14 protein-coding genes are annotated in these 12,544 nt (G+C 58.4%); 11 read left to right on the top strand and 3 right to left on the bottom strand.

The window, feature by feature from the left end:
- The first annotated feature begins 2 nt into the window (after positions 1-2).
- The 8 genes from NA645_RS05495 (at position 3) to sthA (ending at position 7,345) form a co-directional block, all read left to right on the top strand.
- Positions 3-1,214, top strand: coding sequence for an NADH:ubiquinone reductase (Na(+)-transporting) subunit B (locus NA645_RS05495; RefSeq protein WP_256047902.1), 1,212 nt, complete (start codon positions 3-5; stop codon positions 1,212-1,214).
- Positions 1,207-2,001 (top strand): Na(+)-translocating NADH-quinone reductase subunit C, encoded by a 795-nt coding sequence (locus tag NA645_RS05490; RefSeq protein ID WP_181102728.1) that lies wholly within the window; start codon positions 1,207-1,209, stop codon positions 1,999-2,001. The genes NA645_RS05495 and NA645_RS05490 overlap by 8 nt, the downstream gene beginning before the upstream one ends.
- Complete coding sequence (locus NA645_RS05485; RefSeq protein WP_177493019.1) at positions 1,998-2,672, top strand: NADH:ubiquinone reductase (Na(+)-transporting) subunit D; 675 nt, start codon at positions 1,998-2,000, stop codon at positions 2,670-2,672. Before NA645_RS05490 ends, NA645_RS05485 begins: the two co-directional genes overlap by 4 nt.
- Positions 2,672-3,280 (top strand): NADH:ubiquinone reductase (Na(+)-transporting) subunit E, encoded by a 609-nt coding sequence (gene nqrE, locus NA645_RS05480; protein ID WP_122165194.1) that lies wholly within the window; start codon positions 2,672-2,674, stop codon positions 3,278-3,280. Before NA645_RS05485 ends, nqrE begins: the two co-directional genes overlap by 1 nt.
- 15 nt (positions 3,281-3,295) lie before the next feature.
- Positions 3,296-4,519: an NADH:ubiquinone reductase (Na(+)-transporting) subunit F gene (gene nqrF, locus NA645_RS05475; protein WP_256047901.1), complete on the top strand. Its 1,224-nt coding sequence runs from the start codon at positions 3,296-3,298 to the stop codon at positions 4,517-4,519.
- Position 4,520: 1 nt separating this feature from the next.
- Positions 4,521-5,546 carry an FAD:protein FMN transferase gene (locus tag NA645_RS05470; RefSeq protein WP_256047900.1) on the top strand — a complete coding sequence of 342 codons (1,026 nt, stop codon included), beginning with the start codon at positions 4,521-4,523 and terminating at the stop codon, positions 5,544-5,546.
- A complete protein-coding gene (gene nqrM, locus NA645_RS05465; RefSeq protein ID WP_256047899.1) occupies positions 5,543-5,773 on the top strand; it encodes a (Na+)-NQR maturation NqrM in 231 nt (76 codons plus the stop codon). Before NA645_RS05470 ends, nqrM begins: the two co-directional genes overlap by 4 nt.
- A 177-nt stretch (positions 5,774-5,950) precedes the next feature.
- Positions 5,951-7,345, top strand: coding sequence for a Si-specific NAD(P)(+) transhydrogenase (sthA, locus tag NA645_RS05460; protein WP_131648198.1), 1,395 nt, complete (start codon positions 5,951-5,953; stop codon positions 7,343-7,345).
- 170 nt (positions 7,346-7,515) lie between these two features.
- Here sthA and NA645_RS05455 read toward each other — a convergent pair whose 3' ends face one another.
- From NA645_RS05455 to NA645_RS05445, 3 genes are read right to left on the bottom strand one after another with little or no spacing between them, the layout of a single operon-like run.
- Entirely contained in the window at positions 7,516-8,238 is a 723-nt protein-coding gene (locus NA645_RS05455) for a glycerophosphodiester phosphodiesterase (protein WP_256047898.1), read from the bottom strand.
- On the bottom strand, positions 8,235-8,540 hold the full coding sequence (locus tag NA645_RS05450; RefSeq protein ID WP_256047897.1) for a phosphodiesterase: 306 nt from the start codon (positions 8,538-8,540) through the stop codon (positions 8,235-8,237). Before NA645_RS05450 ends, NA645_RS05455 begins: the two co-directional genes overlap by 4 nt.
- Position 8,541: 1 nt before the next feature.
- Positions 8,542-9,114, bottom strand: coding sequence for a PilZ domain-containing protein (locus NA645_RS05445; RefSeq protein ID WP_256047896.1), 573 nt, complete (start codon positions 9,112-9,114; stop codon positions 8,542-8,544).
- A 99-nt stretch (positions 9,115-9,213) separates the two neighbouring features.
- Here NA645_RS05445 and NA645_RS05440 point away from each other — a divergent pair, with 99 nt between their 5' ends.
- From NA645_RS05440 to NA645_RS05430, 3 genes are read left to right on the top strand one after another with little or no spacing between them, the layout of a single operon-like run.
- Positions 9,214-10,461 carry a lipoprotein-releasing ABC transporter permease subunit gene (locus NA645_RS05440; protein WP_256047895.1) on the top strand — a complete coding sequence of 416 codons (1,248 nt, stop codon included), beginning with the start codon at positions 9,214-9,216 and terminating at the stop codon, positions 10,459-10,461.
- Positions 10,462-10,468: 7 nt separating this feature from the next.
- A complete protein-coding gene (gene lolD, locus NA645_RS05435) occupies positions 10,469-11,167 on the top strand; it encodes a lipoprotein-releasing ABC transporter ATP-binding protein LolD (RefSeq protein ID WP_256048089.1) in 699 nt (232 codons plus the stop codon).
- Positions 11,167-12,414: a lipoprotein-releasing ABC transporter permease subunit gene (locus NA645_RS05430; RefSeq protein WP_256047894.1), complete on the top strand. Its 1,248-nt coding sequence runs from the start codon at positions 11,167-11,169 to the stop codon at positions 12,412-12,414. Before lolD ends, NA645_RS05430 begins: the two co-directional genes overlap by 1 nt.
- Positions 12,415-12,544: the final 130 nt, after the last annotated feature.

Below are 12,544 nucleotides of genomic sequence, written 5' to 3'. Positions count from 1 at the left end.
GCATGGGCATTCGCGCATTCCTCGACAAGATCGAGCATCATTTTGAAAAGGGCGGCAAGTACGAGAAGTGGTACGCACTGTACGAAGCCGCCGATACCTTCCTCTATCGTCCGGGCAGCGTCACCAAGACCACTGCGCACGTGCGTGACGGCATCGACCTCAAGCGGATGATGATTACCGTCTGGATGTGCACCTTCCCGGCGATGTTCTTCGGCATGTGGAACGTGGGCTATCAGGCCAACCTGATCTTCGCGCAGAGTCCCGATCTGCTGGCTGCGCAGGAAGGCTGGCGCTTCGCGCTGATCGGCGCTCTGGCCGGCTTCGATCCGACAAGTCTGTGGGATAACTTCATCCAGGGGGCGGCCTACTTCCTGCCGATCTACGCGGTGACCTTCATCGTCGGCGGTTTCTGGGAAGTGCTGTTCGCATCCATTCGTAAACATGAGGTCAACGAAGGCTTCTTCGTCACTTCGGTGCTGTTCGCATTGATTCTGCCGCCGAGCATCCCGCTGTGGCAGGTGGCGCTGGGCATCAGCTTCGGCGTAGTGATCGGCAAGGAAATCTTCGGCGGCACCGGCAAGAACTTCCTTAACCCGGCTCTGACCGCTCGTGCTTTCTTATTCTTCGCCTATCCGGCGCAGATGTCCGGTGACGCGGTGTGGACATCCGTGGATGGCTTCTCTGGCGCGACCGCACTCAGCCTCGGCTTCGTCGGCGGTATCGAGAATGTCATCGGCAACGGCATCACTTGGATGGATGCATTCATCGGCACCGTGCATGGCTCGATCGGAGAAACCAGCACGTTGGCCATCTTCATCGGCGGCGCGGTGCTGTTGCTGACCAAGATTGCCTCTTGGCGCATCGTTTCCGGCGTGATGATCGGCATGATTGCGCTGAGCTACCTGTTCAACCTGATCGGTTCCGACACCAATCCGCTGTTCGGCATACCTTGGTACTGGCATATGGTGGTGGGTGGCTTCGCCTTCGGTCTGATCTTCATGGCGACCGATCCGGTTTCGGCCTCCATGACCAATACCGGAAAGTGGGTGTTCGGCATCCTTATTGGTGTGATGGTCGTGCTGATCCGCGTGGTCAACCCTGCCTTCCCGGAAGGCATGATGCTGGCGATTCTGTTCGCCAACCTGTGTGCACCGCTGATTGACCATTTTGTCATTCAGGCCAATATCAAGCGGAGGCTGGCACGTAATGTCTAGTCAGAAAGAATCAACCGTTCGTACGCTGACGGTAGCCCTGTTGGTCTGCCTGGTGTGCTCCATTTTCGTTGCGGGCGCCGCTGTGGCGCTGCGCCCGACGCAGCTGGAAAATCGTTTGCTGGACAAGCAGCGCAGCATTCTGGCCATCGCGGGCCTGGGTGAGGCTGGAATGTCCGGCAACCAGGTCAAGCAGCTGTTCAACGAGCGTATCGTTGCCCGCCTGGTCGATCTGGAAACTGGCAAGTTCAGCGATGAATTCGATGCCACGACTTTCGATCCGCTGGTTGCTGCCAAGGATCCAGCTTTGTCCGAAGCGCTACCGAGCGACGAGGACATCGCCTCGATCAAGCGCCGCGAGCGTTACAGCACCGTTTATATCGTTGAAGGGGAGAGTGCAGGCGAGATCGATACGCTGATCCTGCCTGTTCGTGGCTACGGCCTGTGGTCAACTCTCTACGGCTTTATGGCCGTCGAAGGCGATCTCGACACCATTGCCGGCTTTGGTTTCTATCAGCATGGCGAAACTCCCGGCCTGGGTGGTGAGGTCGATAATCCGATATGGCGCGGCCAGTGGCCCGGCAAGGAGCTGTTCGATGACAACGGCAACCTTGCTGTGCAAATCGTCAAGGGCAGCGTGGATCCGCAGAGCCCGAAGGCGAATCACCAAGTCGACGGCCTGGCAGGTGCAACGCTGACCAGCAACGGTGTAAACAATCTGCTGCACTTCTGGCTAGGCGAGAATGGCTTCGGCACCTTTATCGCTAATCTGCGCGCAGGGGAGGCATGAGCATGTCGCAACCTACAATCAAGCAAGTCCTGTTCGATCCGATTTTCAACAACAACCCCATCGGCCTGCAGATTCTCGGGATCTGCTCGGCGCTGGCGGTTACTTCCAACCTCAATACTGCGTTAGTGATGTCTGTCGCGCTGACGCTTGTGGTTGCGTTCTCCAACCTGTTCATCTCGATGATCCGAAGCCAGATCCCGAGCTCGATCCGCATGATCGTGCAAATGGTGATTATCGCCTCGCTGGTGATCCTGGTTGACCAGGTGCTCAAGGCTTATGCCTTCTCGCTATCAAAGCAGTTGTCGGTCTTTGTCGGTCTGATCATCACCAACTGCATCGTGATGGGACGTGCCGAGGCGTTCGCCATGCAGAACCCGCCGATGCTGTCGTTCTTCGACGGATTGGGTAACGGTCTGGGCTACAGCGCCATGCTGATCGCGCTTGGCATCATTCGCGAGCTGTTCGGTGCGGGCAAGTTGATGGGCTATACCATCTTCCCTGTGGTCAACGACGGTGGCTGGTACCTACCCAACGGCATGATGCTGCTTCCTCCTTCGGCGTTCTTCCTGATCGGTCTGTTCATTTGGGGCATCCGTGCCTGGAAGAGGGAGCAAGTCGAGAAACCGTCCTTCAAGATGGCGCCGCAAGTCTCGAACAAGGAGGCTTACTAATGGAGCATTACATCAGCCTGTTCGTCCGTGCCGTGTTCATCGAGAACATGGCCCTGGCGTTCTTCCTCGGCATGTGTACCTTCATCGCGATCTCGAAGAAGGTGGAAACGGCGATTGGCTTGGGTATTGCGGTTATCGTGGTCCAAACCATCACCGTGCCGGCCAACAACCTGATCTACACCTATCTGCTCAAGGCGGGTGCGCTGTCGTGGGCCGGTTTGCCTGAAGTGGACCTGAGTTTTCTCGGGCTGCTCAGCTATATCGGCGTGATCGCGGCCATCGTTCAGATTCTCGAGATGACCCTCGATAAGTACGTGCCCAGCCTCTACAACGCGCTGGGTGTGTTCTTGCCACTGATCACCGTGAACTGCGCCATCATGGGCGGCACCTTGTTCATGGTCGAGCGTGATTACAACCTGGCGGAAAGTACTGTCTATGGCGTTGGTTCGGGCTTGTCCTGGGCACTGGCCATCGCTTTGCTGGCGGGCATCCGCGAGAAGCTGAAATACAGCGATGTACCGGATGGCCTGCAGGGTCTGGGCATCACCTTCATCACCATCGGCCTGATGTCGCTGGGCTTCATGTCATTCTCTGGCGTACAGCTGTAAGGACGGGATGAACAGATGAGTTACGAAATTTTCCTCGCCATCGGCATGTTCACCGCCATCGTGCTTGCGCTAGTGGTGATCATCCTGGCGGCGCGCGCCAAGCTGGTTTCCAGCGGCGACGTCAACATCGAGATCAACGGCGAACGCACCATCACGGTACCTGCCGGTGGCAAGTTGCTGCAGACGCTCGCCTCCAACAATATCTTCCTCTCGTCCGCCTGTGGTGGTGGCGGCACCTGCGCGCAGTGCAAGTGCATCGTCGAGAGCGGTGGTGGCGAGATGCTGCCCACCGAAGAGTCGCACTTCACCCGTCGCGAGGCGGGGGAGGGCTGGCGTCTGTCCTGCCAGACTCCGGTCAAGGCAGACATGAAGATCGAGGTGCCGGAAGAAGTCTTCGGTGTGAAGAAGTGGGAATGCACGGTGGAGTCCAACCCCAACGTGGCCACCTTCATCAAGGAGCTGACCCTTAAGCTGCCCGAAGGCGAGAACGTTGACTTCCGTGCCGGCGGTTACGTGCAACTGGAGTGCCCACCGCACACGGTGGCCTACAAGGATTTCGATATTCAGGAGGAGTATCGCGGCGACTGGGACAAGTTCAACCAGTGGAAATACGTTTCCAAGGTTGAGGAAACGGTGATTCGCGCTTATTCCATGGCCAACTATCCCGAAGAAGTCGGCCTTGTGAAATTCAATATCCGCATCGCTTCGCCGCCTCCGGGTAAGGATCACTTGCCACCGGGGCAGATGTCGTCGTGGGTATTCAATCTCAAGCCGGGTGACAAGGTCACGGTTTACGGGCCCTTCGGTGAGTTTTTCGCCAAGGATACCGATGCCGAAATGGTCTTCATCGGCGGCGGCGCCGGTATGGCACCGATGCGTTCGCACATCTTCGATCAGCTCAAGCGTTTGAAGTCCAAGCGCAAGATGACCTTCTGGTATGGCGCACGCTCCATGCGTGAAGCCTTCTATGTCGAAGAGTACGATCAGCTACAGGCCGAGAATGAAAACTTCGAGTGGCACCTGGCGCTGTCCGACCCGCAGCCTGAAGACAACTGGGAAGGTCCGACCGGCTTCATTCACAACGTGCTGTACGAGAACTATCTGAAGGACCATCCGGCGCCGGAAGATTGCGAGTTCTACATGTGCGGCCCACCGATGATGAATGCCTCGGTCATCAAAATGCTCACCGACATGGGCGTGGAACCGGAGAATATCCTGCTCGACGACTTCGGCGGCTAGCATGAACCACGCGTTATTGCAGCCCGTCATCGTTGCCACCTTAGCGGCAGCCCTGACGGGCTGTCTTTTTCAGGACAAAGTGGAAAGCTTCGGCGGCCCAACCATGGGCAGCACCTATTCGGTGAAGTACGTGGCGGGCGACCAGGCCGCCAACAAGGCACAACTACAGCGTGACACCGAGTCGATACTGGCGGAGATTGACAAGCAAATGTCGACCTATCGCTCTGATTCGGATATCGAAGTTTTCAATGCCTTGCCTGCCGGTGAATGCATGACCATGCCGAGCGGTGTGCGCGAGTTGGTCGTGGCAGGACAGCGGCTTTCGGAAGAAAGCGACGGTGCTCTGGATCTCACCATCGAGCCGCTGCTCAACCTCTGGGGCTTTGGTCCGCAGGGACGAGGCGAGCGGGTTCCGTCGGCGGAAGAGATCGCCAGGGTTCGGCAGGATGTCGGCCAGCAGCATCTGCGGGTCGAAGGCGAGCAACTTTGCAAAGTCAGGGCCGTTCAGGTCGATTTCAACAGCATCGCCGCAGGCTACGCGGTAGATCAGGTGGCGGAAACGCTCGAGGCATCTGGCGTTAGCAGCTATCTGGTAGAAATCACTGGTGAGCTCAAGGCTCGAGGCCACAAACCGGACGGCGCGCCTTGGCGCATCGCTATCGAAGCGCCGCATGATGCTGAGCGCGTTGCTCAACGGATCATCGAACTGGATGGCTATGCCGTTTCCACCTCCGGCGACTATCGCAACTATTTCGAGCGTGACGGCAAACGTTATTCCCACACGCTCGATCCGCAGACGGGTGTCCCTATCGATCATCACCTGGCAGCCGTAACGGTTGTCGATCCTTCAACATTGCGGGCTGATGGCTTGTCTACTGTGCTCATGGTGCTGGGTCCCGAGCGGGGGTTAGCGTATGCGGCAGAGCATAAAATCGCAGCGCTCTTTGTCATTCGCGAAGGGCAGAAATTCGTAAGCAGAAGCACCGAGGCGTTCGATGAACTGTTCGGTGCGGGAGTAGAGCAATGACTTGGTTAATTGTTTTTCTCGTCATGTTGTTGGTCGTGTTCGGCATGTCCATCGGTGTGATCATGGGGCGTAAGCCCATTGCTGGTTCCTGTGGCGGTATCGCCAACCTTGGCATCGAGAAGGAGTGCTCGATCTGCGGCGGAAGCCGCGAGAAATGCGAGGAGGTCAACAAGGAGACGAGCCAGGGTACAAAAGCAGATCTCGCATACGACGCGACCAGACGCTGACAGTGGGCATTGATCGAACTTCCGGCTTCGGCCATCGATCTCCAAGGTGCTGAGTTTCGCGTCGATGCCGCACGGACTCTCGGCGCATGACTCAGGGCACCGATGCGCAAGCGATCTTGCTGGTCGACCAATTCGTTAAAGCAGCAGGGTTCCTGCTGCGTGTTCAGGGGGGGGAATATGGCTGTCTACAATTACGATGTAGTGGTATTGGGCTCGGGGCCAGCCGGCGAAGGCGCGGCGATGAACGCGGTCAAAGCGGGGCGCAAGGTAGCCGTAATCGATAGCAGACCGCACGTCGGTGGCAACTCTACCCATCTGGGTACCATTCCTTCCAAAGCGCTGCGCCATTCGGTGCGGCAGATCATGCAATACAACACCAATCCGTTGTTTCGCCAGATTGGCGAGCCGCGCTGGTTTTCGTTCCCCGATGTACTGAAGAGTGCCGAGAGCGTAATCGCCAAACAGGTGACCTCGCGCACCGGCTATTACGCACGTAACCGCATCGACATCTTCTTCGGCACCGCAAGTTTCGCTGATGAGCAGACGGTGGAGGTCGTCAGTGCCAACGGCATGGTGGAAAAGCTGGTGGCCGGCCAGTTCATCATCGCCACCGGTTCGCGCCCTTATCGTCCCTCCGACGTAGACTTCTCGCACCCGCGCGTCTACGACAGCGACACCATTCTGACCCTGAGCCATACACCGCGCCGGCTGATCATTTATGGCGCCGGGGTGATCGGTTCCGAGTATGCGTCGATTTTCAGTGGACTGGGTGTGCTGGTCGACCTGATCGACAACCGCGATCAGTTGCTGAGCTTCCTCGACGATGAAATCTCCGATGCGCTCAGCTATCACCTACGCAACAACAACGTGCTGATCCGCCATAACGAGGAATATGAGCGCGTTGAGGGTGTCGACAACGGCGTCATCCTGCACCTTAAGTCAGGCAAGAAGATCAAGGCCGATGCCTTCCTCTGGTGCAATGGGCGGACCGGTAACACTGACAAGCTTGCGTTGGAAAACATCGGTCTGAAGGTCAACAGCCGCGGGCAGATAAAAGTAGACGAGCATTACCGTACCGACGTGGGCAACATCTACGCGGCTGGAGACGTGATCGGTTGGCCCTCGCTGGCCAGTGCTGCGTATGACCAGGGGCGTTCGGCCGCTGGCAGTATCGTCGAGAACGACAGCTGGCGTTTCGTTGATGATGTGCCGACCGGTATCTACACCATTCCGGAGATCAGTTCGATCGGCAAGAACGAGCGTGAACTCACCGAGGCGAAGGTCCCCTACGAAGTGGGCAAAGCGTTCTTCAAAGGAATGGCGCGGGCGCAGATATCAGCCGAACCGGTCGGCATGCTGAAAATACTCTTCCATCGCGAGACGCTGGCGGTGCTTGGCGTGCATTGCTTTGGCTATCAGGCTTCGGAAATCGTCCATATCGGTCAGGCGATCATGAATCAGCCAGGTGAGGCGAATACGATCAAGTACTTCATCAACACCACGTTCAACTACCCGACCATGGCCGAAGCCTATCGCGTCGCTGCATTCGACGGGCTAAACCGGCTTTTTTGAGCGGCTCCGATCGGTGGCCTGAGCCGGTCGGAGAAGATACCCGGAACTGGCGCTGGCCAAATCGGGAGAGTTTTTGATCAGGTAAAGCAGCTCGAAGCTGAAGGTGGAGCTTGAAGTAAAAGCAGGAAGAGCGTTTGACAGGTTCCTGCACCAAGCACACCAGCTTCAGCTTATCGCTTGGCCAGTGTTTCAACCGCCAAACCGGGAAAGTCTGTAATCAGGCTGTCCACGCCGAAATCGGCGAGCCGGCGCATCAGCGCCGGTTCGTTCACTGTCCAGACCGATACGTGCAGGCCTTGCTGGCGAGCTTTCGCGATCCGCTCGGGCGTGCATAGCGTCCATTTCAATGCCAGCAGATCGCAGTCGTATTGCTTGGCCACTTTCAACGGGTCGAGCCAGGCGTATTCGGCCACCAGACCGCAAGAGATTTCCGGCGTCAGTCGCTTCAGCGCCCGCAACACTTCCCGCGATCCGGACGTGACCGTGATTCGATCAAGCAGGCCGTGACGTTCGGCCAGCTCACGGATCGCCAGCACCGAGCGTGCGGCACGGACTCTGGAGGCGCTTTTGACTTCCAGCTGCCAGTGGTCGAACGCGCATTTCTCGAACAGCTCCGACAGGCGCGGAATAGGGCAGGGCTGTTTCCAGCCAGGCCCACCCTGACGTGCATCGTAACGAGTCAGTTCTTCGGCGTCGTGCTCCACGACCTTGCCGCGCTGCCCGGTGGTGCGCTTGAGCGTCGGGTCATGGATGACCATCAGTTCGCCGTCTTTGGACAGATGCAGATCCAGTTCGCAGCGACGCACGCCATGTTCGAGGCACTGCTGGAAGCTGACCAGGGTATTTTCCGGGGCTTCGCCCTTAGCGCCACGATGTCCGTAGATCAGAGTCACGGTTGTATGCCTCGCTGTAGCGGCGTGATGCGTTGATGATGCTGGACGCTGTTGATGACCCGGTTGCCTTCGAAGTAGACGGAAAATTCACGGTAATCCCAGCGCGTGATGGGCGGCTGGCCCACGGCAGGGTGTTCCTCATCGGCGAGACCGAAGCGGTCCAGTACCAGATTCTTGGAGTCGCCCCGAATGGGCATGGCCAGCTCGGCAGAGCCCTGCTGGCCAACGGGAATACGGATGATGTCGGCATGTGCCGGGATGCAGAGTGCGATTGTCAGGAAAGGGATCACTAACCGAGGCATTTCAGGTTCCTTGCAGGCTCTCACGGGCCAGGCGTCGTTCAGTCGCCTGTTTCTGAAGGATATGTCGAGCGAGCAGTTGCCGTTGTGCATCAGTCAGCGCTTCGAAGGACGTACCGATTGCAAACCGATTCTCGTCGAGTGCCTGGCAGCTGGCGATGCGTGCGGTGAGCAACATACCCAGGCCCTGCGGCATCAGCACCAGCTTGAGCATCCAGGCCGAACCCTCTTCGAGAGGCTGATCGTTTACGAAGCTGATGCCGCCTTCCGACAGCACGACCGTGCGCGCTGGGGCGAGATTTTTCACCAAGTCTTGCGCCAACGCCTGACCGATCAGGTCGATGCGTTTGTTCTGTACCTTCAGATAGTTGGCCAGCGTGCGGTTGCCCTCGGCTATCTGACGTAGGAGATGTTGCGCTTCGAAGTCGAGTTGGTGCAGCTCGCCAAGCAGGTCGAACAGCTGGCTTGTGCCGCTGTTCTTGACTGTTGCTGGGTGTTCCAGTGGCAGGATTTCCAGTGCGATCACGTCCTCGATACGGTAGTATTCGCGGCGATCTTCAGTATCTTCTATGGGCATGTCGTTCCCTGGGCTGCAGTGATGGTTTGAGTGTATCAGGCCGCCTGGCAACGTCATTCAGCTTGTTATTTCCGCCAGCGAAAGCGAACCCATCGATTTATGTTCAGACCGCTGTCCGTATATATCGGGGCGCGTTACACACGCGCCAGACGTCGCAGCCTCTTCGTCTCCTTCATATCCTTCACCTCCATGATCGGGCTCGCGCTGGGTGTGCTGGTCATGATCGTCGTGCTGTCGGTGATGAATGGTTTCGACCACGAGATGCGCACCCGTGTGCTGGGTATGGTTCCGCACGCCACGGTCGAAAGCGCGACGCCGATCGACGACTGGCAAACGCTGGGTCAGCGACTCGAGCAGCATCCGCAAGTCGAGGCGGTAGCGCCGTTCATCCAGATGCAGGGTCTGCTGACCAATCGTGGCCAGGTCACCAAGATTCTCATCAATGCGGTGGACCCGGCACTCGAGCCGGATGTATCCATCATCGGTCAGTTCTTCCGCCAAGGGTCGCTGGATAGTTTGCAGCCAGGCGAGTTCGGCATCGTCATCGGTGACAGGGCTGCGGCCAAGCTTGGAGTCGGCGTCGGCGATAAGGTCACCTTCGTTGCGCCGGAAGTGTCGGTCACTCCGGCCGGTGTTTTCCCACGTATGAAGCGCTTTACCGTTAGCGGCATCTTTCATGTCGGCGCGGGTGAGATCGATGGCTACGTGGCGATGGCCAACATTTCCGATCTCGCGCGATTGCATCGCTGGAAACCGGATCAGGTTCAGGGGCTGCGCCTGCGTTTCGCCGATCTGTTTCAGGCTCCGCGTATCGCCTGGGAGCTCGCCGGCCAATTGGGCGACGACTTCTATTCCCGCGATTGGACCCGCACGCACGGCAATCTCTATCAGGCGATACGCATGGAGAAGGCCATGATCGGCCTCTTGTTGTTGCTCATCGTCGCGGTAGCCGCCTTCAATATCATTTCCACGCTGGTCATGGTCGTGACGGACAAGCGTGGCGACATCGCCATCCTGCGTACGCTCGGCGCGACGCCCCGTCAGATCATGGCGATCTTCATGGTTCAAGGAACGGTAATCGGCGTTGTCGGTACCTTAGTGGGTGCCTTGCTCGGTATCTTCGCCGCGCTCAATGTCAGCAGTTGGATCGCAGCGCTGGAGCGATTGATCGGGCACAAGTTTCTCAGTGCCGAGGTGTATTTCATCGATTACCTGCCGTCTCGGCTGATGGCTGCCGACGTGGTGCAGGTCTGTGTCGCGGCGCTCGTCCTGAGCTTTTTCGCCACCCTGTACCCGGCGTGGCGAGCGGCCCGTACCCAACCGGCCGAGGCGTTACGTTATGAGTGAGCTGGTTATGAACGAAAGGTCTTCGAACGACCGCGCGGTACTGAGTTGCCGCAACCTGGGCAAGCGCTACGAGGAAGGTCCGGAGTCGGTCAGCGTGCTGTCCGGATTGCAGCTGGAGCTTTTTCCGGGTGAACGGGTTGCCATTGTCGGTAGTTCCGGCTCGGGCAAGAGCACCTTGCTGAACCTGCTCGGAGGCCTCGACACGCCCAGCGAAGGCAGCGTCTGGCTGGCCGGCGAAGAACTCTCGGCGTTGAGCGAAAAGGACCGCGGGTTGCTGCGTAACCGCGCGCTGGGCTTCGTCTATCAGTTCCATCATCTGTTGCCGGAGTTCACCGCGCTGGAGAACGTGTGCATGCCGCTGCTGATCGGCAGGGTGCCGATACCTGAAGCGCGCACACGGTCCACCGAACTGTTGCAGCGGGTTGGGCTTGGCCACCGGTTGGCGCACAAGCCTTCGGAGCTGTCGGGAGGCGAACGCCAGCGTGTGGCGATCGCTCGCGCCTTGGCCAATCGCCCGGCATTGGTGCTACTCGACGAGCCCACTGGCAACCTTGATCACCATACTGCGCAGGGTATTCAGGACCTGATGCTGGAGCTGAGCAGCTCGTTGCGCACAGCCTTTCTTGTCGTGACCCACGACCCGCAACTGGCAGGGCAGATGGATCACATACTGCGTCTGGAAGACGGTCGGCTGGTGGCTGATTAATGTTCAGGCCGCTCAGCATCTTCATTGGCAGTCGTTATACGCGGGCCAAGCGTCGTAACCACTTCATCTCGTTTATCTCCTTGACGTCCATGATCGGCCTCTCGCTGGGTGTGCTGGCGATGATCATGGTGCTGTCGGTCATGAACGGTTTTCAGCGCGAGATGAGCAATCGCATTCTCGGAATGGTCCCGCATGCAGTCATCGCAGGCGACGGACAGCCGGTGGATGATTGGCGAGCGTTGGCTGACCAGGTTATGGCGCATCCTGAAGTGCTCGGCGCTGCGCCGATTACACAGCTCGAAGGCATGCTTTCCTTCAAAGGGGCCATGCAGCCTATCGAGATCAAGGGTATCGATCCGCAGATGGAAGGGGAGGTCTCGATCCTCGGCTCGAAAATGATGGCTGGCAGGCTCGACGACCTCAAGCCGGGCGAGTCCGGGGTCATTCTCGGATTGATGACCGCGCGTCGATTCGGCCTGAAACTGGGCGACAAGCTCACGCTGATCGTGCCGGAGCTCAGCGATACGCCCGGCGGTGTCACGCCGCGCATGCAGCGTCTGAATGTCGTAGGAGTATTCAAGGTCGGTGCCGAACTGGACGGCAGTCTGGCCATGATCCATCGGGCCGATGCGGCGCGGATGCTCCGTTGGCAGCCTGATCAGGTCGAAGGCGTGAGGGTCAGGCTGGCGGATCTATACCGCGCGCCTGAAACGACGTCCGAGATCATCGACGCGCTCGGCGGCGACTATCGCGGCGAGGATTGGTCGCTGACCCAGGGCAGTCTGTTCAGTGCGATGAAGATGGAAAAAACTATGATCGGCCTGCTGCTTCTGCTGATCGTGGCGGTTGCCGCGTTCAATATCATCGCGACCTTGATCATGGTAGTCGCCGATAAGCGTGCCGACATCGCGATTCTGCGTACCCTGGGCGCAACGCCCCGTCAGATCATGGCGATCTTCATGGTGCAGGGCAGCATCATCGGCCTGACCGGTACGCTGATAGGTACTGTTCTCGGAGTCCTTGGCGCGTTGAACGTCAGCGCTCTAGTGGCCTGGCTAGAAAAGATATCGGGGCAGCATATCTTCAGCTCCGATGTGTATTTCATCAGCACGTTGCCGTCCGAATTGCGGCTCGAAGACGTCGCCTTGGTGACGCTTGCGGCACTTGTGCTGAGCTTTCTTGCAACGCTCTATCCCGCCTGGCGCGCTGCACAGACACAGCCCGCCGAAGCACTGCGCTACGAGTAGTGCTGCTCGTTGGTCATGCGGTATCGAACCGGCCTTGGTTGCGGGCCGGTCAATCATTACGAAGGTAAAAGGGTATTGATCCGTTGAGCGTTGGGCTCAGCCGTCGAGCCAGTCTGTGGCTGTAACCAAT

The sequence above is a fragment of the Stutzerimonas stutzeri genome, assembly GCF_024448955.1.
Lineage (GTDB): Bacteria > Pseudomonadota > Gammaproteobacteria > Pseudomonadales > Pseudomonadaceae > Stutzerimonas > Stutzerimonas stutzeri_AQ.
Note: the sequence above shows the minus strand (reverse complement) of the source record. Positions and strands in the feature narration are given on the sequence as shown.